Here is a 23,828-nt window from a genome sequence, read left to right as displayed (position 1 = left end):
GCGGAGCGTACGGCAGAGGCCGTCCCTAATTACGAATAGGTGGAGCTGTTATGATCGTGTACCGTCTGTATCACAAATACAAAGATCGTGAACTTTTTTATATCCTTCCGCTTGTTGTGCTGTCGTTGGCGGTGAATTTGGGCTATTTTTATAAAGTGATGGTTTCGCCGGAAGGGTTCCCGACTTCGGATGACAGCGAATGGTACTTGAATTACGCCTATTCGATGCTGGACAACTTTCAGATCAGCCTGCATATGAACGACATTTTATATATGGGCTACAATATGCTGCTTACGCTCCTTCTGGCTATCTTTAAAGACCCTGCTGCGGTTTTGTTTCTTCAGGCGGCTACGACCGGCTTGAGCGTGATGCTCGTGTATGCGATCGCCAGCCGATTGTTTAACCGGACGACCGCCGTGATCGCTTCGGTGTTTTATTCGTTTTCCTCGGGGATTATCCGCTGGACGACTTATGTGATCACGGACAGCTTTTTCATCAGCCTGCTGCTGTTATGCGTCTATCTGGTCCTGCGTTGCTTCGAATCGGACAAGAGGAGGTACAAGGCAGGGTTTGCGGCTGCGGCGCTGCTTATGGTTATGTTCCGGCCTGCGGGAATTATCACGTTGGCATTTATGATGGTATATATTCTGGTCCGGTTAGGCCGGACGACGGTGTTTGTTTTTCTCAAGCGATACCGGTTCGTGCTGGGCGGGGGAGTCGCCGCGGCGGCCGCAATCGGCGTTTATTTATTAACCAGCGGCAAGCTGGACCCGCTGCTCGCTTCCATGGAAGAGAACATCCGGATGGTGCTGTACAACATTTACGCCACGGGCTGGGTGTATGACAAGTCGACTCCATACGATCATGTGTATACGCCGAATTACGAGATCAATATCATGAACAGTCTGATCGTCAGCTTCCTGATTAACAACTGGGACCACATCTTGATCCTGTACGGCAAACGGATGATATCCTTCCTGGGCTGGTGGGTGTGGCGAGCGGATTTTGGCAGCTTGTGGGGAGTCGCATCCTTTGTCCGGCACGCCTTGCCGACTTTGCTGTTCGTGATCGGCAGCGCGGCGGCGATAACAGCCGGACGGTTTCGCCAAGCTTCGGTATTGTGGCTGGTGATCCTGGCTGTATTCGTATTTTGCGTCATCTTTTTTATCGACGTGATGTACCGGTATAAAGCGCCGGCTTTGCCGTTTATCGCGATCGTTTCGGCTTATGGGGCGGATCGGGTAGTAACAGTCGCTCTCGGCTTGTTCCGGAGATGGAGACGAGGCTGAACATCAAAGAACCGCAGGAGCATCAAGGAGACTCCTGCGGTTCTTTGTGCAGCAACGGCCGTCTGCGGGGGTGTTCGCCAGCGTTACAGAAGCGCTTCGATTGCCGGCTTCATCTGGTCCGTCTCGACGGTAGATTCGAACCGCTGAGCGACGTTGCCGCTGCGGTCGATCAGAAACTTGGTGAAGTTCCACTTGATGTCGTCGCCCTCCAGCAAGCCTTGCTGCTGGAGGAAGGTGGCGAGCCGGCTCTCCGGATCTTCGAATCCCTGGAACGGGGCTTGTCCGGTCAAATAACCGAACAACGGATGCTGATCGGAACCGCGAACGTCGATCTTGTCGAACAACGGGAACGTCACGCCGTAGTTCAATTGGCAGAACGTATCGATTTCCTCGTTCGTACCCGGCTCCTGGGCGCCGAACTGGTTGCACGGGAATCCGAGCACGACCAGTCCCTGGTCTTTATACTGCTCGTACAGCTTCTGCAGATCGCCGTATTGTCTTGTAAATCCGCATTTGCTGGCCGTATTGACGATAAGCAGCACTTTGCCTTCATAGTCGCTTAAGCTTTTTTGCGTCCCTCGAATCGTATTCGCCGTATAATCGTAAACTCCCATCGTTCATTCCTCCCGTGTCGGTTGATGAATGTTCCGCAGCAAGGCGTTCAGCCCGGCATGGAGCGATCGCGCCTGTTCCCCGCTAAGTCCGGTGCGGGATACAATCCGGCCGGGCAGCCCGGACGCTTGTTCCTTGAGCCGGACACCGGGGCCGGTGAGCCGGATGCGGACGTTGCGCTCATCGCGCGGATCGCGGATTCGTTCCACGAGACCGGCAGCCTCCAGCTTCTTAAGAAGCGGCGTCAACGTCCCGGAATCCAAATACAGCCGCTCGCCCAATCGCTTCACCGTCATGTCGTCTTCCTCCCATAGTGCGAGAAGCGTTACATATTGCGTGTACGTAATGCCCATCTCGTCGAGATAGGGCCGGTACAGCTTCGTAATCTCGCGGGAGCAGGCGTATACGGCGAAACAAATCTGGTTGTCGAGCTTCAGTATGTCGTCCCGGTTCATAGCGGCCTCCTGCGGTATTTGAATCGTGCTCAATTAAATTGCATGCAATGCATTGGTGACAAAATAAAATTAACAAAATACCGGATTAAAGTCAAATTACCTGCATGAAGAAGTGGATAGTAAAGCGGCAGCGTAGTTTGAATTTTTGGCAGAGGGCCCTTCCGAAGCGGAAGAGCCGGGGAGAACCGGCTTGGGAAGAAGACGGAACGGCTTAAGGAGAGATCCGGTCCGGAACCGTCCGCTCGGCAAGCTCCCCGTCCATCCCCAAATAATAATGCCGGATCGGCTGCAGCATGTCGTTCAGTTCGTAGACGAGCGGGAGTCCGGTCGGGATGTTCAGATCGGCCACTCCGTCGGAAGGAAGCTGATCGAGGTATCTCACCAGCGCCCTGAGCGTATTGCCGTGAGCGGATATGATGATTTTCCGGCCGGCGCGCAGTGCCGGGGCGATGCTTTCGTTCCAGCAGACTAACGCGCGTTGCTCGGTGTCGGCCAAGTTTTCCGCCAGCGGAGCGGGCACGCCCGTATATCTAGGGTCGTTTCCTTCGTACCGCGGGTCGTCCCGGGCGAGCAGGGGCGGCCTTACGTCGACGGACCTTCTCCACAGATGGACTTGCTCCTCGCCGTATTGGGCTGCGGTTTCCGCTTTGTTCAAGCCTTGCAGGGCGCCGTAATGTCTTTCGTTCAGCATCCACGTTTTGTGAACGGGAATCCACATCAGATCCATCTCGTCCAGCACGAGCCATAACGTCCGGATCGCTCTCTTCAATACCGACGTATAGGCGGCGTCAAAAAGGAACCCGTTTTGCTTCAAAATTTGCCCGGCTTGCCGGGCTTCCTGAAGACCGTTCGCCGACAAGTCGACGTCGGTCCATCCGGTAAACCGGTTTTCCTGGTTCCACACGCTTTGACCGTGGCGGATCAGCACTAGTTGAATCATCCGGGCACATCCTTCCGACAAGGAACGGGATTATGGAAAGCGGCTGTTCCCAGGTGCCGCATCCTGCGGGCGTCATAAACCAAAGCGCCCGCTCCGTACTGGAGAGAAGGCGCTTTGCATACATATTCCGATCAAGAACCGGAGACGATCAGCTCGTATTTGTTCAGCGTCGCTCCAAGCATCACTTCTTTGCTGTCGGACGCTCCGCGGTGCGAGGCACGGAACGATTCGCTGGACGTCCAGTTTTTGAACGCTTCTTCGTTCTCCCAGACGGTGCACACTTTCAGCTCTTCTTCGCCTTCCTGGCCGGCTCCCAGCCATACTTCCAGACGCACGAAGCCCGGCATCTGCTGAACGCCCTTCGCTTCGGCGAATCTTCCGGCCACCTGCTTGCCGAATCCGGCCTTGATCCGGATCGTATTCGTAACGACTAACATAGGTTTCGCCTCCCGACAGTATCGTTTCTTTTCTTTTTCCATACTTATTATACCAGTTTGAATTAGCTAAGCCAAAACGGGGGCGGGCGGAGGACCGGTCGTGTAGCTGGTTCGGCTGCGTTGCAGGCTCGGATTTCGGAAAGGTTCGGAAGGAAAACGCAGCCGGATTGCGAATGTCTGAAAGACAGCTTTTACACAAAGGAGACAGGGAACTTCTAACGTAAGCCCGATTATCGAACGGCTGAGATAAGTTTCACGCACAGCAGCAAAGGAGACCGAACATCTTGCATCTGTTGGTTAAAGAAACGACCGCGCTAAATGAAATATCCGTCTATGAGAGTACCGAGCTGTACGGAGAGCTGGGAAAGTTCCGGTATTTGCAGTTTTCGGACGATGCGGTGCAAGGCGCCATCGATCTGAAAGACCCGAAACGCATCGTGCTGGAATATCCGAGGGCGATCATACACCTGATGGAAAGCAACCATCCGTCGTTCGGGAGCGTATTCGTGATCGGACACGGGATCGGCACGATTGCGGGCCGTTACCCGGACAAGCGGTTAATAGTAGCAGAGATTGACGAAAAGGTCGTAGAGCTGAGCCGGTTGTATTTCCATTACCGGGGCGACCATGTCCGGATCGGGGACGGACGGCTGCTCCTGGAGCAAGCGGATCTGCATTCGCTGGATTACGTGGTTGTGGATGCCTTTACCCAAAAGGGGACTCCGCGTCACCTCACATCCTCGGGTTTTTTCCGCTTGGCCAAGGAAAAGCTCATCTCCAGGGGAGCCGTCATTCTAAACCTGATGGGCAAGCCGGGAAACGACAAACGGATCAATGCGATCTATACGACGCTCCACGAGCATTATTTGTACGCCAAAGCGTTTTATCTCCCCGGAACCGACGGGGCGGACATTCACAATATGATCCTGATCGCCGGCGACCTGGAGATTCAGGTCCATCCCGGCGAGATGGCCGGCTTTCAAGAGGTCGAATTGGAGCCGGGGTACGTGATTGTGGATTAAAGGAAGCCGCCTTGAGGTGCGGCTTGTATCTTGGAGCAGCCGGGGCGGTCGGAGCACCCGGAGCTACTACGGTTATTGGGGCAATTGGAGTAACTGGAGCAGTTGGAGTAGCTGGAGCAACTGGAGGGCGACGGGAGCTATTGCAACTGGGGCTAGGTAACTGGAGCAATGAGATTAGCGAACCTTAGCGGTCTTTTGCAACTCTTATTTTTCGAAAATGTAAGCTGGGCGCAAAATAAGCGTCTCTAGCAGCCGTTATTCGAAGCCCGTCGGCCGGATTTGCATATTTTTGTGAAAATAAGAGCCCCTATCATCCTCTATTTCAAAAATTTTACCGGATTCGAGCAAATTAAGAGTCCCAAAAAACTCTTACTGTGATCGATCGACGACCGTCGCGTCATGCGGCGAAACAACGTCATTTGCAATTTTTGCGCCCCATTTAGACCGATTTTCCTCGAAAAAGGACCTCAGCCTCCACTTTGCTGTGGAAGTTGAAGTCCTTACGTTTGAAAACGGACGTTCACCTGTCATGTGAACACTTTAGGGAGAACCCCTTTCACATCGCCCGCTGCAGCCGGCCTGCTACGAAGACAATCCAATCCGAATCTCTACACGCGAGCCGGTACGCGCTACAAAGTCAATCCGAACGCCTCCGCGACTAGCCGGTATGAAGCGATGCGCGCTTCCATGCTGTGGACCGGCGTGTTGATCATCAGTTCGTCCGCGCCGTACCGCTCGCGCATCTCCAGCAGTTGGCGCTTCACCTTGTCCGGCGTGCCGATAATCCGTTTCTGCCGGTACTGGTTAATCCGCATATAGTCGTATTCGGTGTACGGATAGTGCAAAGCCGTTTCCACAGATGGAAGGCTCGTCTGATTGATGCCTTTCTCCAGCCGGAGAAAGAACAAGTCGGAGCTGGTGGCGAGCAGGTTCGCTTCCTCTTCCGTATCTGCACAGACGACGAGTGTCGCGACCATGGAATGCGGCCGGTCGTTCAGCACAGAAGGCTGGAACTGGGCTCTGTAGATCCGCATCGCCTCCTCACCGCCGGGCGTGCCGAAAAATTGCGCGAAAGCGTAAGCCGCGCCTTGGCTGGCGGCGATTTTGGCGCTTTCGTCGCTGGAGCCGAGCAGCCACATCTCGGGCGTATCGGAGATGACCGGCGACACCGGCAGGCCGGCGAACGGATGGTCCGGCGGCAGCGAATCGTAGAAATAACCGACGAGATCTGCGACCTGCTGCGGATATTTGCGAATATCCACGGTTTTGTCCTCCTGGAGAGCCCGGGTGGCCAGCGGATAACCGCCGGGGGCGCGGCCAAGGCCGAGATCGATCCGTCCGGGATGCAGGGCGACGAGCAGCCGGAAGTTCTCGGCGACCTTATAGGCGCTGTAGTGGGGAAGCATAACGCCGCCGGAGCCTACGCGGATGTGCGACGTAGCCGACGCTAGATGGGCGATCAGCACTTCCGGGCTGGAGAAGGAAAGCATCGGCGAAGCGTGATGCTCCGACACCCAGAACCGCGAATAGCCTAGCCGTTCGGTCTCCTGGGCGAGCTTCGTCGTCTCGCTTAATGCATCGTACGCGGTCCGGCCTTCGCATACGTGGGATTGGTCCAGGACGCTTAGCTTCGTCATGGGGCATCCGCCTTCCGTGTCGGTTTAGTCGTTACTTCCAGGTTTCTCAACCTTCGGCTCCGGCGATACGCCGCAGAAGCCGTCCTCGCATATCCCTTCCGCACCTTCGTTCATGAGGATGATCGGGTTTTCTTCGCTCCACGCTTTATCCAGCGCTTCGGCGAACACCTCGCTCGGCTGAGCTCCGGATACGCCGTATTTCCGGTTGATGACATAAAAAGGGACGCCGCGTACGCCTAGAGCCTGTGCTTCCTGCTCGTCAGCACGCACTTCCTGCGAGCCGGTATGGCCCGCCAGCACCTCGGCCGTTTCGGCCGGATCGAGGCCGACTTCGGCGGCGAGAGCGACCAGCGTCTCCCGGTCACCGAGATGTTTGGACTCTGTAAAATACGCATGGAACAACCGTTCGGACATCTCCTGTCCGAGTCCGCGCTGTTTGGCATATTGCGTGAGGCGGTGGGCGTCGAACGTGTTCGTCAGCACCATCGTATCGAAGCGGAAGTCGAGCCCGACGGACCGGGCTTGTTCGCCTACATTGGCATTCATCGCGATCGCCTGGTCGCGGCTCATCCCGTATTTGGAGGAAAGCATCGTATGAATATCAGTGTCGATATCGCGTTTGGCGTTGGGATCGAGTTCGAAGCTTTTGTACACGACTTCGATCTCGCCGCGGTGAGGGAACGACTCCAGGGCGGCTTCAAACTTTCTTTTGCCGATATAACAGAACGGACAAGCGTAATCCGACCATATTTCCACTTTCATCCTAATCGCACCTTTCCGAATAAAATGTACTTACGAAGCTCCCGAACGTCCCTTTAGCGACGCGACCGGATTGGGGCTCCACTGGCGGCCATTAGTTGTGCCCATTATATAAGCTTTCGTCCGCCCGGGCAAGCTCGTCGCCCTCCGTCCATTTGGAATGCCGGATGCTGCACGGCTGCGAGCAGATATGCCTCTTTGCCGATGACCCGGGGCTGGTACGGATAACGAATGAAGAACCAGTTCCAGTTGAGGTGAACCGCTAACTTGCTTGCTCTGCGGATTGCCGTCCACTCTCAAGGTATAGGGTGCGTGCCGGGTTCGCGGTATGGAGGAAAAGTAAAAAATATGGAGAAATATTGGATAGAAGATCTTTCAAACATTAATCCATATATTCCGATTAATCCTCCATTTTATGTGAGTGGAGAAGCGAATATAATCAATTTACGGAACAGGGGGGATTCGTTATGGACAACACTTTCTTCTCGCGTTTTCACCCCCGGGTAATCGATGTGCTTTTGCGTGATCACCGGTTCTGGTTTCAGCTCGGGAAACCGACCCGGACGATTACATTTGAATCCACGGTCATACGGAATTTCATGTTCGTCGTTCGGGGATCGGGGATGTTGTCTGCGAACGGGGCGGAGTATCCGCTCACTGTCGGTTCCGTGTTTTATTTTCCATATCGCAGCAAAGTCCGGATTTCTTATACTTCCGAGGAGCCGATGCAGTTTTATTCCGTTCATTACGATTACAAGCTGATCGAGTGGGACGGGGGCTCGGTGATCTGTTCAGACCCGCAGGAAAGCCATATGCCGATTCCGATTGTGACCCAGACGACCGATATCGAGAGCTTCTCCAGATCCATGCGGCAGTTGTACGAACAGTGGCACGGAAAAGCGGCGGATTACGAATGGCAGTCGCGGCTGATGTTCTTAAGTCTCGTGAACGAAGTGCGCAGGCTGTACTTGCAAAGAAACGAAGGCGATCTGGTCCGCCGCGCCATCAACAAAAGCATGGACTACATCCGGAGCCGCTACACAGAGCCGCTGGAAAGGGAGGAACTGGCGGAGGTCGCTTCGCTGTCCATGAGCTATTTCTCGATTATGTTCAAAAAAGTGGCGGGCTGCACGCCGACGCAGTACATTACGAAGGTCAGACTGGACAAAGCGAAGCAGCTGCTGCAAAGCAGCGAGTTGACGGTGTCGGAAGTTGCCCGGCAGGTCGGTTTTCAGGACCCGCTATATTTTGCCAGAGTATTCGCTCAGCATGCGGGCATGCCTCCCCGGGAGTACAGAAAAGGCTGACGGACCGGGCGGAGCGGGCTTATCTCCGGCTGCCAGCCGATCACAATGAACAAGCAGGACGAATGTACTTTTGCAACGGATTCTACCGCAGTTTTGAAAAGGAGGGTTATCGGTGGACCGCACAGATTGCTCTTTACTGATTTGCGGCGCAACGTTCGCCGGCCTCGGCGCGGCGGCAGCCGCTAGGGAAGCGGGGCGTAACGTCGTCGTCGTCGAGCGTTCGGCCTCGGTCGGGCGCGAGTTTATCGAAGCAATGAATCCGGGGAGCGGCTGGAGAGATCCGGATACGGACTTCGGGCGAAATTTGAAGAGGGAGTGGCTCCGGCGCAACGTGATGGAAGAGGGCGGACCGGCCCACCTGCCGGCGCTGCATCCGCTGTTATGCCATCTTATTAAGCAATCCGGGCTGCAGGTGAGGTTTCTTACCGAGATCGTCGGAGTGAAGGAACGGGACGGACAATACGAGGTCATGCTGCACGACGCTTCCGGCTGCACTCCGTTACTTGTCCGCGAGATTGCAGATACGACATCGGAACGTCTTACCGTTCCGGGCCGGCTCACCGTACCGCCGCGCAAACGGCTGAACGCTTATCTTCATCATCCCGATCCGTCCGGCGCGAGCATCCCCGCTCCCTTCGACGACAGGATGTCGGTCGTCCGGGGAAGGTTTTCATCCGAAATGATTGTAAAAGTAGAGGTCGATCCGGGCGACAGCTGGCTGCAAGCGAGACAATATCTGCACCAGTACTGGCGGGCAAGGCCGGAGGAGTGGGCGTCATGGACGATCGCCTCCGTAGCCGGATGCTTCGAGTCGGACGTTCCAACAGGCCTGTCCCGGCTCGGAGCGGGGTGGAGCTGGCAACCCTCGGAAGCGTATTCAAACCCGCTCGCCGCGATCGACCGTGGCTACGATATGTACCGGAAGGGGGAGGTGGCCCATGATGCGGCAAAAGCCAACTAACAGCGACATAAACCATAATGCTCCGGATTCCGGAACGGCGCCGGAAGCCTATGATGTGATCGTCGTCGGATTGGGGACGGCCGGGGCGATTGCGGCCATTGCGGCTGCAAGGAAAGGCCTCCGCGTCCTTGGCATTGACCGGCATACCTGTATGGGCGGGGCCGGGACGGCGGGCGGCGTGCTCGGGTATTATTTCGGCAAGCGGGGCGGTTTATTCGAAGAAATTGACGCTAAAGTGCAGCATACGGAAAAAAGTGTATACACGCCGTCCTATGGAGTCGGGGCGGAAGGCAAACAATATGTGCTCGAACAGGAAGCCGTCCTGGCCGGTGCAGTGATCCGTTACGATACGACTGTGACCGGGGTGCTGACGGAAGGACGGACCGTGACCGGACTGCACTGTTTCTCTCCCGAACTCGGTTCCCGCACGGTGATGAGCAAGGTAGTCATCGACGGCACGGGCAATGCGGACGTATGCCGGCTGGCCGGCTGCGAACTGCAGGGCGGACGTGCGTTCGACGATCAGCCGCAGCCGTTTTCCAACGCTTTGTTCAAGCTGGACGGGAACCGCGTACGCGCTTATTATACGGATTCCGGCTATGTCTTTCCGGAAGATCCGCACAGCATGTCTGCCGCGATAGTCGATTCCGCCCTGCTGTCCACTCATCTTATGGACCGTTACGACAACGGGACGACGTACATGCGGATCGCTCCGCAGCTTGGGGTTCGCGAGAGCCGGTTTATCGTCGGAGAAGAGCAGGTGACGCTGGAGCGGTTTTTGCGGGAGGATTATTCTCGGGAACCGCTGTTTATGGCTTATTCCAATCTCGATAACCATAGCAAGGACGTTGCTTTCGAGAGTGAGCTGCAGCGGGATTGGACGGTAGCCGCGAGTTTGTGGGGACTGAAATTTACGGTTCCAATTCCGCTCGGAGCGCTAATCCCGAAAGGGTATGACGGCTTGCTCGCCACGGGGCGCTGTATCGCTCTGGATCACGATATGGCTTCGCTCGTCCGGATGAAGCGGGATATGCAGAAAAGCGGAGAAGCTGCGGCATACGCCGCTTACCTGGCGATTACCGGCGGAGTTCCGCTGCGGGACGTTCCGTATCCCGAGCTTGCGCGGCTGCTGCGGGAAGCGGGCTGCCTGGAGGAAGGCGATAAGGTGTATTTTGAGCACCGGGTCGCCCAAGCGGACGCGGCTCATTCTCCGATACGCTGGCTGGAGGACCCCGCGGACATCCGCGAAGCGCTCTCCGGCGTGAAGCCCGGCGTTGCGATCTGGTCGGCGAAGCGGCTCGGGGAGACGATCCGGGGGCACCTGCTCCAATGGATCGGCCCGGCTGGGCCGGAGCATCTGCGCAGGCATAGCGCGATGGCGCTGGCGCTGATGGGGGCGCGCGAAGCGGCGCCGATCTTGCGGGAGATGGTTCGGGAGCGGGACCCGTTCGTGCCGCAGACGAGTCTGAAATACAATCAGGCTCGCGGATACGCAGCCGTGTATTTGCTCGGCCGGCTGGCCGACAAGGAGGCCGTCCCCTTGTTGCTGGATTTGTTGAAGTCCAGGGAAGGGTTTGCGTTTATCGATGGAAATAAAGAATTTTTGTCCGATGAAGCGGACTTGCGCTTTCAATATGTGTCCTATGCGCTGATGGCGCTGACTGCGATCGGAAACCGCCACGAGGAGAATCGTCCGGCGATCGCGGAGGCGTTCGGGCGATTCGAGCGGGAGCTCGACGGAACGCTGGTCATTTCCTTCAAAGGAAGCTCGGAAATCCGCAACGTCATGGACGATAAAATCCGGAGGCTGATCGACCGGACGATTCGCGGTTGGCAAAGCCCGGCCGCAGTTTTGTAAGATCAGATGTACAGTTCTTTACCCGCAGGTGGTTGTTCATCTGCACATAGACGCCCGATCCGCAAGGATAGTAGGGCGTCTTTGCTTTGCGACAAGGGGGAGCGGGGAGTTAAGTAGTTGGTGGTCGAAGAGAGCTGTCTCCGAATTTCCGGGATTGGGGGGAGGGTACCGGGCAGCAGGCAGCAACGGACGGATGCGGTTTCTTGATTCTTATGTTGGATGGAGGTTTAGCGGCGGCTTCTATGTATACGGTCAGGATAAGGTTGGACAGCCGACATGTGACCGGGCGTTTGCGAGCCGGGAGTCGCGCGCTGTACGAAAATCAGGTTTACGGTATAAGGTCGTGGAGTAGTGGAGCAGTAGAGGTGGTTGATGGGGCGGAGTGGAGGTAGCGGTGAAGGTAGCTGATGGGGGCGGAGTTGAGGTAACAGGGGTGGGGACAGCTTGCGATTGACTTGTGACGGGTCTGTTGCTCCTTGTATAAAAAGAATAACGGAAGTTTCATTTCCGTTATTCCGGCGAGGAGGCGCTCCGGCTGTCAATAGCGGAAGTTTTGTTTCCGTTATTATGGATTTCGGTGCACGATTATCCGGTTTTCCCCCGAAATAACGGAACAATTATTTCCGTTATCATCGGTTTTTAGCTTGGATTGTACAAATAACGGAAACGATATTTCCGCTGATTACTATAAACCGACCAACCGGAAGAGCCAACCGAACAGCAAACCCAAACAAACCAACCGAACCGATCAACCGGAAATGCCAACTGAACAGCTAACCCGACTGACCAACAACCGAACCGACCGACCAAACGGCAAACCCGTACAAAACCAACAGAACAAACCAACCGGCTGGACAGGCCAACCCAACTGAATCTTCGGTCAAACAAACCTGACCGACCAAACGACCCGACCAACCTACGGACACCCCACCCGAATAACCCCCAGACCCCAAAAAGCCACCGCCCGGGGATCACGGCTCCCAGGCGGTGGCTTATCGTTACTTGCTTTTCGCTTCGCTGATCGCTTTGTTGATCTTCTCCTCCGCTTGCCGCAGCATCGTGTTCACGTCAGTACCCGAATTGATCATATCGCCGAATTCCTTGTTAAGAATCGAGTTGGCGTTGACGAGCGGGGCAAGCTTGGTGTTTGCGGGCGGCATGGTAGCGAACTTGTTGTGGAACATAACCTTGAAGTTTTTCCCTTTGGACTTGCTCTCTTCCCCTAACGCGGCGCGAATCGTCTCGTTTTTCAGAATGGGAGGACGGCCTTCCTTGCTGCTCATCAGTTGGACTTCGTCGGAGAGAAGCTGGGTGACGGCGAGAAACGCTTGCTCCGCCTTTTTGTTCGCGTTGCTGATAAAATAATAAATCGTGTTCGCCTGGAACCCGACGTCCGGCTTATCGGCGAAAGTCGGGGCCGCCACCAGATCCCAGTTGAGGTCCTTGTCGTTTTCGAATCGTCCATAGCCGGACATCGGGGCTACGACCATTGCGATGTTTTTGTTTTTGTAGAACGAGTCCAGCTCGGCGTCCCCGTTAAAGGCTCCCTCCGGCTTATTGTCGATGATGTCATAGATCCCTTTGTACGTGCGGAAGAGCTTTTGGAATTCAGCCGTGTTGACGGACGCTTTGTCGCTTTTCGGATCGATAAAAGGCAGGGAGAGTTGATTTTCCGTGATCATATTGCCGGAAAATAGCGACATTCCGCGATAACGGATTCCGTCGACCGTACGTGTCATTTGGGCGGCCAGCTTGGTCGCTTCGTCCCAGGTCATCCCGCTTTTTGGATACGCCACCCCGAATTTATCAAAAATGTCTTTATTGTAAAACAGGACGACCGTGTTCGTATATTTCGGCAAGCCGTACAGAGCACCGTTATCCGAAGCGTTGCGTAACGAATCCAGCGTGGACGGCTCGATGCGCGACAGGTCGTACTTATGCTTTTGGATCAGCTCCGTAAGATCGTATTGAAGCTGGAAAGGGATGACGTTGCTGTTCATTCCGCTGATCGAGGTCAGAATAATGTCCGGCGCGCTTCCGCTCGCCACGAGATCGCTGATCTTGGCCTGTGCTCCGCCGATCACATAGGTCAGTTTGACATTCGGATATTTGGCTTGCACCGGAGCCTCGATGGTCCGCTTGAATTCTTCTTGGGTGACCGAGGGAACTACGGAGTAAATGCTCAGCTCGACCGGTGCGGCCATCACGGAGGAATCGGGCTGCCCGGACGCAGCGGAAGGTTGGCCGGAATCGCCGCCGCCTGCACACGCCGGCAGCAGTGCCAGACACACAGCGGCTGTCATCCATGGAACGGTTCGAATCGAATGGATCATGTTTCGGATCATCGTAAACATTCCCCCTGGTTCTGGATAAGTTAATATCTAGGAAAGCCCTTACCTGCAAGCAACTTTAATTATATGTAAGCGATACCAATAGTAAATGGAGTAAAAAAAGAATACATGGATAATTAGTTATCCGGACTTTTTCTCGAACAGGAATCCATGTTTTTGAATGTATCTCCATAATCAGGGCTTGATCTGCGGGGAGCGAAACGTTTCATATCCGGGGTCCTGGTGTAAATATTGTCATATCACCTCGAAGGAAGCGATCCGGAGATTGCGTCAGCGCGCGCCAGAGATCGGAAGATTACTTCGTCTGAAATCGTTGCCGACGGTACCGGAAGGTCGCTGGGCCGGCGATACCGGCGAATGCTTCGCTTTACAGTCCCGCGAACGAGGAGTATGATACCTAACAAGATAGCAATCCGTAGTCTGTTATCGCTGAATTCTGTTTCATTCAGAAGCGGGGGAACCAACGAAGCTATGGTCCGATGTGCCGGAGCTTCACGGGGTGAATCGTTTTGTTAGATGGACAAAGCGTAGGGCGACTTCAGCGCCCGAATCCGTCAGCTAACCTCGCAAGCGTATTGGAGAGACTGCCGTTAACGCGTTTCTGATCATGGCCGTGACGTCATGTTAGAGCCGCGGGAAGGGTCCTCCTTCCTGCGGCTCTTTTTGTCGTGATTGCGGAGGGGCATCACCGCATTCGGACTCTGATCGGGCGTTCGGACTTGCGTTTATCGTCCGTTTTGAGGGATACCGCTTTCCCTTATATCAATCCGGCATGAAGATGATCTAAATCACGTATTGTTTATGCCGCACCTTGCATAATAAGATACATGTAATGGAAACCGACGCCACAAGTTTAATCATATAGGGAGTCCGGATTCATACAAGCGCGAGGAGGAATTGGAAGTGGCAGTTATGGAAAAAGAGCTGGACAACGTTGCGGCAGCGCGCCAATACGTTCAAGACGTGTATGAGACGGTTATTCGCAGAAACCCGAGTGAAAGCGAATTTCATCAGGCGGTAAAAGAGATCGTGGATTCTCTTGTGCCTGTATTCGCCAAACATCCGAAATATATGAAGGCTGGCATCTTGGAGCGTATCGTCGAGCCGGAACGGGTTATTTCCTTCCGCGTGCCATGGGTGGACGATCAAGGCAAAGTGCAAGTAAACCGCGGCTTCCGCGTTCAGTTCAACAGCGCGATCGGTCCTTACAAAGGCGGCTTGCGGTTCCATCCGTCCGTTAACGCCAGCATTATCAAGTTTCTCGGATTCGAGCAAATCTTCAAAAACTCGCTAACCGGACAGCCGATCGGCGGCGGTAAAGGCGGTTCGGACTTCGATCCGAAAGGCAAATCCGACAATGAAATTATGCGCTTCACGCAAAGCTTCATGACCGAGCTGTACAAATATATCGGTCCCGACGAAGACGTGCCGGCCGGAGATATCGGCGTAGGCGCGAGAGAAATCGGATTTATGTTCGGACAATACAAGCGGATTCGCGGCGGCCATGAAGCGGGCGTCCTGACCGGCAAAAGCATCGCGTACGGCGGCAGCTTGACCCGGACCGAAGCGACAGGCTTCGGCGCCGTCTACTTCGTAGACGAGATGCTGAAGTCGATCGGCGAGAGCTTCGAAGGAAGCACGGTAGTCGTATCGGGCTCCGGCAACGTATCGATCTATGCGATCCAAAAAGCGCAGCAATTCGGCGCCAAAGTCGTAGCTTGCAGTGACTCCAACGGCTATATTTACGATCCGAACGGCATTGATCTGGAGACGGTAAAACGTCTGAAAGAAGTAGAGCGCAAGCGGATCAGCGAGTATGTCATCGACCATCCGCATGCAACCTATCATGAAGGCTGCACGGGAATTTGGACGATTCCATGCGACATCGCGCTTCCGTGTGCAACGCAAAATGAAATCAACGAGCATTCGGCGAAGATCCTCGTCGAAAACGGCGTGAAAGCAATCGGCGAAGGGGCGAACATGCCTTCTACGCTTGAAGCGATCGAAGTGTTCCTGGAGAACAAAGTATTGTTCGGTCCGGCCAAAGCGGCCAATGCTGGCGGCGTAGCCGTATCGGCGCTCGAAATGTCCCAGAACAGCATGCGTTATTCGTGGTCGTTCCATGAAGTCGACGACAAGCTGCACGGCATTATGAAAAACATTTACCGTCAAAGCGTAGCAGCCGCCGAGGAATACGGATGCTCCGGCAATCTCGTAGTAGGCTCCAACATCGCAGGCTTCCTGCGCGTAGCTGACGCTATGATGCTTCAAGGGATCGTATAAGCAATCGCAGTCCCGCTCATCCGCGCCTGCAGGCGTACTTCCGCCTGCGGATGCGGTTCGACACCAAAAAAAAGGAAATGAACGCTTGAAGGCGTATCGTTTCCTTTTTTTGGTTTATCCAATATTAAATTGGCCGATTGTCGCGAAGTAGTTTTTCAGAAAATCGTAAAACAGCTTTTCCGTAGGAGGAAGCTCGCGGTTGTTCGGTGTAATGACGCCGACGCTCCGCGTGACTTGCGGGTCTTCGAGCCGAACCTTGACGGTTGAACGGGGAACGTTATCGTTCAGAGCGATTTCGGGCAGCAACGTGATGCCGAGACCGGCGGCCACGAGTCCTTTGATCGCGTCGATATCGTCGCCTTCGAACGAGATTTTCGGTTCGAACCCCTGAGCGGTACAAGCCCCGATTACGAGATCCCTTAAGACGAAACCGGCGGGAAACAATACGAACATATCGTTGCGCAGCTGACTTAGCTTCAGCGACGACTGCTCGGCCAAAGGGTGGCTCGCCGGCAGCAGCGCGACGAATCGTTCCAGAAACAACGTGTCGCCCTGAATCTGCTTGTCGTGCTTCGGTACCGGACCAATCAGCGACAAGTTCAACGTCCCCTTGATGACGGAATCGATCAATTCCCGGTATGAACCGTGCTGCAGCTGAAAATGAACCTGCGGATAATGATCGCGAAATGCGGATATGACCATTGGAAGCAGATGCGAAGCCAGGCTGCTCGGGAAACCGATCCGTACGGTGCCCCGCTCGGGGTCGAGAAACTCCTGAATTTCCTGCTGCGCTTTCTCGATGACTTGAATCGCCTGTTCCATATGACCCAGAAACATTTTGCCGATCGGAGTCAATCTTACTTTACGGCCGTCCCGTACGAACAGATCAACGCCGAGCTCGGCTTCCAGCTTGAAAATTTGCCGGCTGACGGCCGACTGCGCCACGTGAAGTACATAGGACGCTTCCGTAACGTGCTCCAGCTTGGCAACTTCTATGAAATATTGGATTTGTCTTAATTCCACTCTATATAGTCACCGCCATTACTTATCACGCCGTGTGAGGTTTAGCGCTTCCCTTATTGTACAACAAACCGGCCGACAAGGAAACAGCCTATCGGTTTATAGGGAAGAGGGGGAATGCGGGAAGTTTTGTCTCTAATGGGTCTCTAATTGGTTGTGCCGGCCAAATGATAGAGTTCGCATTTCGCAGGAAGTTCATTCAAATCTTTCGTTTCCATCTTGAAACCGTTTTCCTTCAGGCGCGTATCCATAGTAGAATAGAACTAGAGAACCGGGATCGACAGGTGAAATGGGGGAGCGGGCAAGATGAAGAGCAAATATGGACGGCTTTCGGTCGTGGCCGTCTTTTTGGCCGTAGTCTGCGTGTACTGGTATGTGAGTGCGGACGGCAAACGGGACAAGGATATTCCGGCTGCCAGCGGGCCGGATGCCACCGGCGGGAATGAGAAACAGCCGCTGACGGAGCCCGTACAGCTGCTGAACTGGTGGGAGCAACGCCTTGAGGCGGCGACGTCTGCAGGCGATTACAAGGTGGCCGGCGACTATGCCACCCGCAAAGCAAGCTACTACCGGAGCGTCGGGAACGAAGCCGAGGCGGCCGCATGGTACGAAACGTCGGCTTCATACTGGGCGAAAGCCAAGGCGGTAGACCGGCGGTTTTACGATGATGTGCCGCCTTCGGCCCACGAGGTGACGATTGAGCCTTACGTCAGTGTCCCCGCCGGAGCGGATAACCGGAAGCTGGCCAAGTTCGAGCCGTCATCCGGGACCTACCTGGGCCTGTTCGGCTTGTTCGACTGGCCGGCCGTTGAACCCGAGTTCGGACAGTATCATCCGATCGGGCTCACGTATTCCGGCTGGCGCAAAGACGAGAACGATATGCGAAACTACTTTCCCGTCCGGTTTATGAACAGCATTAAATCAACCGCTTCCGGCGCGCTGCAGATCGGCTGGGAGCCGCATTACGGGCTGGACAGCGTTAAGGACGACGATTATGCCCGGTCGTTCGCCCGCCAGGCGAAGGAAGCGGGAATTCCGATCTTTATGCGGTATGCGTCGGAGATGAACGGAGCCTGGGTTCCCTGGTACGATGAGCCCGCCAAATACATCGAGAAATTCCGCCTCATGTCGAAGGTGATGAAGGAAGAAGCTCCGAATGTCGCGATGGTCTGGTCGCCCAACTTTTGGCCGAACGATAATATAGACGATTATTATCCCGGAGACGAGTATGTCGACTGGGTCGGGTTTTCGCTGTACGCGACTCCTTTTTTCGGGGAGAATGAAGATTTCAGCAAAAATCAGATCGATTACTTCGCTCCGCTGTATGAGAAATATGCCCATAAACCGATTATGATCTCGGAAGGAGGCGTCACCCACTATATCCGCAAGACCGGAAAGGATTACGCGAAATGGGGGGAAAGCCAGCTCGCCAACATGTACGCGTACTTGCCGCGCATGTTCCCTCAGGTGAAAGCGATCACGTATTTCAATATAGCCAAATCGCGAAGCGAGACGCTGAATGCCGATTACATCTACGACATTAGGGAAAATACGCTTATGTACGATCTGTACCGCCGGCAAGTGCAGAGCGACTATTATTTGACCCAGGTCGAGCAGGGCGCGGCTACGGAGGATAACGTCAAATACGTTCCGCTGCCATCCGCCCAAGCGGAAAGCCTGACGGGCAAACGAAAGCTGTTCGTCTACGTCAAAATGCCGATGGAGGTCCAGCCTTTCGCCGTAGCGGTGTTGCAGGGCGACCGCCGCCTTGCGATTTCGTATGAGGTGCCGTGGGAGGTGGAGCTTGATTTCTCGGCGCTGCAAGCCGCGGAGCCGTTAACGGTGGCCGTTTATAACAGCAAGCATGAGGAGGTCGCCCGACAACCGTTCGAATGGAGCAAGGCGAACCTGAAGTGAACTTTTTCAATAATAGACAACTAATGTGCTTTTCAATCCGGGCTGGCGGATGTACAATCAGGCCAAAGAGGTTAATGTAAAGGTCTGGCCTTCAGAACGACTGCCGTTCAATCATTCCGTCAATCAGGAAAGGAATCCGGAAGATGTCCGCTTCAAGGGTAAACAAATGGGGAATACTGCAAATCGTCAATATGGGGACGCTGATCTCCACGCTGGACGTCGGGATCGTCAATGTGTCGCTGCCGATTATGGCCAGACAGTTTGACGTCTCGCTGGCTCAGATTCAGTGGGTGGCTACAATTTATTTGCTGACGATGGTCGTGCTGCTGCCGTTCATGGGCAAGCTGTCCGACCGGCTGGAGCGGCGTACCGTGTACAGCTACGGATTTCTTATTTTTGGAATCGGCTCGTTGTGCATCGCCGTATCGACCGGCTTCGTTGCGCTATTGCTGGCCAGATGCCTGCAGGGCGTCGGGGCGACAATGATTATGGCGAACAGCCAGGCGATGGTGCGCCAAGTGTTTCCGGATCATGAACGGGGCCGCGCGCTCGGGGTGAATGCGATCGTCATATCGGCGGGCACGTTGTCCGGTCCGGCTCTCGGTGGGCTGCTGCTTGAATTTGTAGACTGGCCTTGGCTGTTCTGGGTGAACGTGCCTATCGCGTTAGCCGCCTGCCTGCTAGGCTACCGCTGGTTTCCGAGAGGCAAAAGCGATGCGGCCAAAACCCGGTTCGACTTCGTAGGGACGTTCCTGCTCGGCGCCGGAGCCTGTCTGCTGATGATGGCGGCGGAGTCGGCCAAGGAAACTTCGTCGATGTCGATAGCGGCCTGGATCGAGGGTGCGGCCGGCATCGGGCTGCTTGTCGCCTTGTGGCTGCATGGCCGAAAAATCGACTACGGCATTATCGACCGGGAGCTGTTCCGTCATCGCAAAGTATGGCTGGGCAACACGAGTTCGTTTCTGATTAATCTGGCCCAGACGGCGACGCTAATTCCGGTTACGTTCTACATGCAGAGCCAGCTCGGCTACTCGGCCTGGACGACCGGGGCGCTGCTGATGCTGCAGCCGCTGCTGATGGGCATCGTAGCGCCGTTCGCCGGCTGGTTCCGCGATAAATACGGAGGCTCCTTTCCGATCACGGCGGGAGCGCTGCTGTGCTCCGTCTCGATGCTGTTCGTCGTGCTGCTGCCTGACGTGTCTGCGATCGCGATCGGATTGCAGCTGGCCGTATTCGGGATCGGAATCGGTCTGTTCCATGCGACGAACAACGCCGAAGTGATGAGCGCTTCCCCGTCCTCCAAAAGCAGTCTGGCGGGAAGCTTGCTCGCGCTCGTCCGTTATCTCGGCCAAATAGCAGGCATCGGACTGGCGACGCTGCTGGTCGGCTCGATGGGATCGTCCGCCGATGCCGCGGAATCGTACGGAGTACCCATCCGGATTTTGTTCGGATTTTGCTTTGTGTTTTGTATGGCTGTAGCGTTGGCCGGAAAGTTCCTCCCGAGAGAAAAGCCGGAGGCCGGCAGTTTGTCCGCTTGAAGCCGAAGCGCGGAATGATACGTATCATCCTAGTCCCTGTCGGAAGGAGTCCGGCAGGGGCTTTTACGTTTTTCGGAATAAGTAAGAAGCGGGGGCGGAAATCGCTGGAATCCGATTGAACCGCAGGCGGATGGGTAATCTATGAAGGAAGGAACGATAACAACAGCTTTGGGAAGGAGTGACGGAGTATGCCTCAACTCGAAACCGCAATCAACCCGAATCTGGGGCGCGTCAAGGACCGGGTAGCGTTCGTGACGGGAGCCGGCTCGGGAATCGGCCGGGCTGCTGCGTTAAAGCTCGCGTCGGAAGGCGCCCGAGTATGTCTTGCGGATCTCAAGGACAACCGCACCGACGAAGTGAAGCAGCTGATCGAGGAGAAGGGCGGTGAGGCGTTCGTCGCCGACGTCGACGTATCAGATGAAGCGAGGGTCCGGGAAGCCATCGAGAAGGCGGTAGGGAAATGGGGCCGTCTCGATATCGTCTTCGCCAACGCCGGAATAAACGGAACCTGGACGCCAATCGAAAATATGACATCCGAGCAGTGGGACGATACGCTGGCGACCAATCTGAAAGGGACGTTTCTTGCGGTCAAATATGCGATCCCCTATATGAAGGAGCACGGGGGCAGCATCATCGTCACCAGCTCGATCAACGGCAGCCGCAAGTTTTCCAGCTTCGGCGCGTCCGCCTATAGCGCTTCGAAAGCGGGACAGGTCGCGTTCGCCAAAATGGCTGCACTCGAGCTGGCCCGATACCGCATCCGGGTAAATGTCATATGCCCGGGAGCGATCGACACGAATATCGGCGAGAATACGAACATCACGCCGGAGCTGAAAACCATTCAAATTCCGGTTAAATACCCGGAAGGCAGCCAGCCGCTGGAGCACCGGTCCGGCAAGCCCGAACAGGTGGCGGATCTCGTGTTGTTCCTTGCCTCGGACGAGTCCAGCCATATATCCGGCACGGAGATGTTTATCGACGGGGCGGAGTCGCTGTTGTAACTGCTGTAAAGGCGGCGCCCAAACCAGTTTAGACGCCCTGGTATTTCAATAAAAGGAGCCGGCATAAGCTGCCGGCTCCTTTACTATAGTCCACGATGCTTACTTGCTGGTCATTTCCTTCAGGACGGATTCGATCGCTTCCAGCGTGATGTCTACTTCCTTGTCGGTATGGCTGTAGCTGAGGTGATTGCGCTTCAGGTTCATCGGCATTTTGTAGATGCCTTTTTCGATCAGCTTTTTCCGGTACGTCACGTAAAACTCGGCGTCGTTATGCTGCAGGTCCGTGTAGTTTTTCGGTTCGAAGTCCATGAAGTAAGTCGTCCAGGTCGAGCCGAAGCCCGCGACTTGACCGGTGATGCCCAGACGGTCCAGGATACCGCGAATTTCCGTACGCATCCGGTCGCCGAGGCGGAAAATGTGCTCATGAACCGGCTCGTTCTCCATGACCTCGATCGTGGCGATACAAGCAGCGGTGCCTACCGCATGGCCGTTGTACGTGCCCGCGAACCACACGTCGCCGCCCGGCTGCGTGTTGAAGCGCTGCATATACTCTTTCTTGCCGGCTACGGCTGCGATCGGGAAGCCGTTGGCCATCGCTTTCCCCATCGTCGTCAAGTCCGGAGTTACGCCGGCTACTTTCTGGTAGCCGCCGAGGTTGTGACGGAAGCCGGTAATAACTTCATCGAAAATAAGCAGCGCGCCGTTGGCGTCGCACAGCTCGCGAAGTCCTTCCAGGAAGCCCGGCTGCGGCATAATGATCCCGATGTTGTGCGGAATCGGTTCGAGAATGATGCAGGAGATTTGGTCTCTATTCTCCTTGAACGTCCGTTCGACGTCGTCCAGATCGTTGAAGGTGCAGACGAGCGTATTGTCGATCGCTTCTTCGAGCATGCCCGCCGATCCGGGATCGCGCGTGCCGATTTTGTCCCAGGAGCTGAGCATGTTGCGGGCGACGTAATCGTGCCAGCCGTGGTAGCAGCCTTGGAACTTGATCAGCTTCTGACGGCCGGTTACGCCGCGTGCCAGACGGATGGCGTGGAACGTCGCTTCCGAACCGGAGTTTGCGAACAGCACTTGCTCGGCGGAAGGAACGTGTTTGTTGATTTTGCGTGCGGCTTCGATCTCGAGATCCGTCGTGCCTACGCCGTACATATCGGTTCTGCTGAGAGCCTCGATTACTTTGTTGTTGACGTAAGGAAAGTTGTGACCAAGAATATAAGGGCCGAAGGCGGCCTGGTAATCGATGAATTTATTACCGTCGGCGTCATAGATGTAGGCGCCTTCCCCACGGGTAAATACGTGAAACGGTTCTACGTTTCTTGTGGCCGAATGAACGCCTCCCGGCGTATACAAATTAGATTCCTGACGAAGTCGAGCGCTGTTGTTCATGTCGTTCCTCCGAATGTTCAATATATTAAATTCCATTCAATAAGTTGATTATAAGGCGGACTCAAATCGGAAGTCAACAGCCGATTGACTGAAATCGCCGTGCTGGTCCGATGAGTAATATCCTTTATAGATAGCGGGCCAATGAATATGAAACGATTGTGCTTTATCAATTGACAATAAAAAAGGGATTCCACTATTATTATATTGAACATTGTTCATTATATTAAGTTATCTATCCGAATCAGATGTCGGAGGAGGAACCTACAGAATGAAGCTTGCCGGTAAAAAAGTGCTGATCACAGGCGGCGCACAAGGGATCGGGCAAGGCATTGCCGAGAAATTCGCCAAGGAAGGCGCCGACCTGTTTCTACTCGATGTCAAAAGTGAAGAGCTGAAGCAAACCGTGGAGCAGCTGCGAGCCGAAACTTCATCGCAGATCGAAAGCCTGGTGTGCGACCTGAGCGATCTGGACGCCGTACAGGCGGCGGCGGATCGTGCCTGGGAGCAATGGGGCGGGATCGACATCCTGATCAACAATGCGGGAATCGCATTTCGCGAGCCGTTCACCGCAATATCGCTCTCCACCTGGAAGAAAATTATGGACGTCAACGTCAACTCGATGTTCGTGCTGAGCCAGGCGATCGCAAGCAAGATGCTGGAGCGCGGTCAAGGCGGATCGATCGTGAATATGGCTTCCAAAAACGGTCTGGCCGGCAGCTCGATGCTGGCGCACTACAATTCGTCCAAAGGCGCGGTCGTGCTGCTTACCCAATCGCTCGCCGTCGAGCTTGCGCCTCGCGGGATTCGCGTGAATGCGGTCGCTCCCGGCTTCATCGATACGCCGCTTGACCGCAAGCTGAAGCAACTGGACCAGTCACTCGATTTGACGGCACGCACACCGATGGGCCGCACCGGGACGGTGGAGGAAGTCGCGAACGCGTTCCTGTTCCTCGCTTCCGACGACGCTTCTTATATTACAGGCACGACACTCGTCGTGGACGGCGGCCATCTGGCCAACGCAGGCGAGCTGTGAGCATAACGAAAGGGGAGGG

General features: G+C 55.2%; 19 protein-coding genes and 1 riboswitch. Of the genes, 10 read left to right on the top strand and 9 right to left on the bottom strand.

The genetic code is table 11. The features are described from left to right. Positions 1-50 precede the first annotated feature (50 nt). Complete coding sequence (locus PV433_RS23925; RefSeq protein WP_332074546.1) at positions 51-1,289, top strand: ArnT family glycosyltransferase; 1,239 nt, start codon at positions 51-53, stop codon at positions 1,287-1,289. An 83-nt stretch (positions 1,290-1,372) separates the two neighbouring features. On the opposite strand, the gene PV433_RS23920 is transcribed toward PV433_RS23925, so the two are convergent. The 4 genes from PV433_RS23920 to PV433_RS23905 form a co-directional block, all read right to left on the bottom strand. Further along, positions 1,373-1,903, bottom strand: coding sequence for a glutathione peroxidase (locus PV433_RS23920; RefSeq protein ID WP_190932504.1), 531 nt, complete (start codon positions 1,901-1,903; stop codon positions 1,373-1,375). Between the two features lie 3 nt (positions 1,904-1,906). Next, on the bottom strand, positions 1,907-2,356 hold the full coding sequence (locus tag PV433_RS23915) for a MarR family winged helix-turn-helix transcriptional regulator (protein WP_332074545.1): 450 nt from the start codon (positions 2,354-2,356) through the stop codon (positions 1,907-1,909). A 211-nt stretch (positions 2,357-2,567) separates the two neighbouring features. Then, positions 2,568-3,296 carry a 2,3-diphosphoglycerate-dependent phosphoglycerate mutase gene (gpmA, locus tag PV433_RS23910; RefSeq protein WP_332074544.1) on the bottom strand — a complete coding sequence of 243 codons (729 nt, stop codon included), beginning with the start codon at positions 3,294-3,296 and terminating at the stop codon, positions 2,568-2,570. A 131-nt stretch (positions 3,297-3,427) separates the two neighbouring features. Beyond that, complete coding sequence (locus PV433_RS23905) at positions 3,428-3,733, bottom strand: antibiotic biosynthesis monooxygenase (protein ID WP_190932501.1); 306 nt, start codon at positions 3,731-3,733, stop codon at positions 3,428-3,430. Between the two features lie 284 nt (positions 3,734-4,017). Here PV433_RS23905 and PV433_RS23900 point away from each other — a divergent pair, with 284 nt between their 5' ends. Further along, positions 4,018-4,755, top strand: a complete 738-nt coding sequence (locus PV433_RS23900; RefSeq protein ID WP_332074543.1) for a spermidine synthase — start codon at positions 4,018-4,020, stop codon at positions 4,753-4,755. A 629-nt stretch (positions 4,756-5,384) separates the two neighbouring features. On the opposite strand, the gene PV433_RS23895 is transcribed toward PV433_RS23900, so the two are convergent. Next, positions 5,385-6,392, bottom strand: a complete 1,008-nt coding sequence (locus tag PV433_RS23895) for an LLM class flavin-dependent oxidoreductase (protein ID WP_332074542.1) — start codon at positions 6,390-6,392, stop codon at positions 5,385-5,387. A 24-nt stretch (positions 6,393-6,416) separates the two neighbouring features. Next, positions 6,417-7,154 (bottom strand): DsbA family oxidoreductase, encoded by a 738-nt coding sequence (locus PV433_RS23890; RefSeq protein ID WP_332074541.1) that lies wholly within the window; start codon positions 7,152-7,154, stop codon positions 6,417-6,419. 464 nt (positions 7,155-7,618) lie between these two features. On the opposite strand from PV433_RS23890, the gene PV433_RS23885 reads away from it, so the two are divergent. The 3 genes from PV433_RS23885 (at position 7,619) to PV433_RS23875 (ending at position 11,277) form a co-directional block, all read left to right on the top strand. After that, a complete protein-coding gene (locus PV433_RS23885) occupies positions 7,619-8,458 on the top strand; it encodes an AraC family transcriptional regulator (protein ID WP_332074540.1) in 840 nt (279 codons plus the stop codon). 112 nt (positions 8,459-8,570) lie between these two features. After that, on the top strand, positions 8,571-9,419 hold the full coding sequence (locus PV433_RS23880; RefSeq protein WP_332074539.1) for a hypothetical protein: 849 nt from the start codon (positions 8,571-8,573) through the stop codon (positions 9,417-9,419). Then, the gene (locus PV433_RS23875; RefSeq protein ID WP_332074538.1) at positions 9,397-11,277 is read left to right on the top strand and encodes an FAD-dependent oxidoreductase; all 1,881 of its coding nucleotides are present in this window, start codon (positions 9,397-9,399) and stop codon (positions 11,275-11,277) included. Before PV433_RS23880 ends, PV433_RS23875 begins: the two co-directional genes overlap by 23 nt. Positions 11,278-12,275: 998 nt before the next feature. Here PV433_RS23875 and PV433_RS23870 read toward each other — a convergent pair. Continuing rightward, entirely contained in the window at positions 12,276-13,622 is a 1,347-nt protein-coding gene (locus PV433_RS23870; protein WP_332074537.1) for an ABC transporter substrate-binding protein, read from the bottom strand. A 423-nt stretch (positions 13,623-14,045) separates the two neighbouring features. After that, positions 14,046-14,216, top strand: a riboswitch (cyclic di-AMP (ydaO/yuaA leader). Positions 14,217-14,540: 324 nt separating this feature from the next. Between PV433_RS23870 and gdhA the strand changes: the two genes are divergently transcribed. After that, positions 14,541-15,911: an NADP-specific glutamate dehydrogenase gene (gene gdhA / locus PV433_RS23865; RefSeq protein ID WP_332074776.1), complete on the top strand. Its 1,371-nt coding sequence runs from the start codon at positions 14,541-14,543 to the stop codon at positions 15,909-15,911. A 114-nt stretch (positions 15,912-16,025) separates the two neighbouring features. On the opposite strand, the gene PV433_RS23860 is transcribed toward gdhA, so the two are convergent. Continuing rightward, positions 16,026-16,934 carry a LysR family transcriptional regulator gene (locus PV433_RS23860; RefSeq protein ID WP_332074536.1) on the bottom strand — a complete coding sequence of 303 codons (909 nt, stop codon included), beginning with the start codon at positions 16,932-16,934 and terminating at the stop codon, positions 16,026-16,028. A 303-nt stretch (positions 16,935-17,237) separates the two neighbouring features. Between PV433_RS23860 and PV433_RS23855 the strand changes: the two genes are divergently transcribed. The 3 genes from PV433_RS23855 (at position 17,238) to PV433_RS23845 (ending at position 21,387) form a co-directional block, all read left to right on the top strand. Continuing rightward, positions 17,238-18,848: a glycoside hydrolase family 26 protein gene (locus PV433_RS23855; protein WP_332074535.1), complete on the top strand. Its 1,611-nt coding sequence runs from the start codon at positions 17,238-17,240 to the stop codon at positions 18,846-18,848. A 143-nt stretch (positions 18,849-18,991) separates the two neighbouring features. Beyond that, positions 18,992-20,386 (top strand): MFS transporter, encoded by a 1,395-nt coding sequence (locus tag PV433_RS23850; protein WP_332074534.1) that lies wholly within the window; start codon positions 18,992-18,994, stop codon positions 20,384-20,386. 188 nt (positions 20,387-20,574) lie between these two features. Next, entirely contained in the window at positions 20,575-21,387 is an 813-nt protein-coding gene (locus tag PV433_RS23845; RefSeq protein ID WP_332074533.1) for an SDR family oxidoreductase, read from the top strand. A 99-nt stretch (positions 21,388-21,486) separates the two neighbouring features. Here the strand turns inward: PV433_RS23845 and PV433_RS23840 are convergent, their stop codons facing one another. After that, positions 21,487-22,776, bottom strand: coding sequence for an aspartate aminotransferase family protein (locus PV433_RS23840; protein ID WP_332074532.1), 1,290 nt, complete (start codon positions 22,774-22,776; stop codon positions 21,487-21,489). Positions 22,777-23,044: 268 nt separating this feature from the next. On the opposite strand from PV433_RS23840, the gene PV433_RS23835 reads away from it, so the two are divergent. Next, positions 23,045-23,809, top strand: a complete 765-nt coding sequence (locus tag PV433_RS23835; RefSeq protein ID WP_332074531.1) for an SDR family NAD(P)-dependent oxidoreductase — start codon at positions 23,045-23,047, stop codon at positions 23,807-23,809. The last annotated feature ends 19 nt before the right edge of the window (positions 23,810-23,828 follow it).

Origin of the sequence: Paenibacillus sp. GYB004 (assembly GCF_036577605.1) — a bacterium.
GTDB classification, from domain to species: domain Bacteria; phylum Bacillota; class Bacilli; order Paenibacillales; family NBRC-103111; genus Paenibacillus_AB; species Paenibacillus_AB oceani.
The sequence above is the reverse complement of the archived record's forward strand: the minus strand, read 5'-3'. Positions and strand labels throughout refer to the sequence as shown.

What these genes read in the sequence shown, in the direction of transcription:
- PV433_RS23890 (WP_332074541.1), bottom strand. Translation starts at nt 7,154, where the DNA reads ATGAAAGTGGAAATATGGTCGGATTACGCTTGTCCGTTCTGTTATATC.
- PV433_RS23905 (WP_190932501.1), bottom strand. Translation starts at nt 3,733, where the DNA reads ATGTTAGTCGTTACGAATACGATCCGGATCAAGGCCGGATTCGGCAAG.
- gdhA (WP_332074776.1), top strand. Translation starts at nt 14,541, where the DNA reads ATGGAAAAAGAGCTGGACAACGTTGCGGCAGCGCGCCAATACGTTCAA.
- PV433_RS23870 (WP_332074537.1), bottom strand. Translation starts at nt 13,622, where the DNA reads ATGATCCGAAACATGATCCATTCGATTCGAACCGTTCCATGGATGACA.
- PV433_RS23915 (WP_332074545.1), bottom strand. Translation starts at nt 2,356, where the DNA reads ATGAACCGGGACGACATACTGAAGCTCGACAACCAGATTTGTTTCGCC.
- PV433_RS23920 (WP_190932504.1), bottom strand. Translation starts at nt 1,903, where the DNA reads ATGGGAGTTTACGATTATACGGCGAATACGATTCGAGGGACGCAAAAA.
- gpmA (WP_332074544.1), bottom strand. Translation starts at nt 3,296, where the DNA reads ATGATTCAACTAGTGCTGATCCGCCACGGTCAAAGCGTGTGGAACCAG.
- PV433_RS23855 (WP_332074535.1), top strand. Translation starts at nt 17,238, where the DNA reads ATGAAGAGCAAATATGGACGGCTTTCGGTCGTGGCCGTCTTTTTGGCC.
- PV433_RS23895 (WP_332074542.1), bottom strand. Translation starts at nt 6,392, where the DNA reads ATGACGAAGCTAAGCGTCCTGGACCAATCCCACGTATGCGAAGGCCGG.
- PV433_RS23875 (WP_332074538.1), top strand. Translation starts at nt 9,397, where the DNA reads ATGATGCGGCAAAAGCCAACTAACAGCGACATAAACCATAATGCTCCG.
- PV433_RS23885 (WP_332074540.1), top strand. Translation starts at nt 7,619, where the DNA reads ATGGACAACACTTTCTTCTCGCGTTTTCACCCCCGGGTAATCGATGTG.
- PV433_RS23840 (WP_332074532.1), bottom strand. Translation starts at nt 22,776, where the DNA reads ATGAACAACAGCGCTCGACTTCGTCAGGAATCTAATTTGTATACGCCG.
- PV433_RS23845 (WP_332074533.1), top strand. Translation starts at nt 20,575, where the DNA reads ATGCCTCAACTCGAAACCGCAATCAACCCGAATCTGGGGCGCGTCAAG.
- PV433_RS23925 (WP_332074546.1), top strand. Translation starts at nt 51, where the DNA reads ATGATCGTGTACCGTCTGTATCACAAATACAAAGATCGTGAACTTTTT.
- PV433_RS23835 (WP_332074531.1), top strand. Translation starts at nt 23,045, where the DNA reads ATGAAGCTTGCCGGTAAAAAAGTGCTGATCACAGGCGGCGCACAAGGG.
- PV433_RS23850 (WP_332074534.1), top strand. Translation starts at nt 18,992, where the DNA reads ATGTCCGCTTCAAGGGTAAACAAATGGGGAATACTGCAAATCGTCAAT.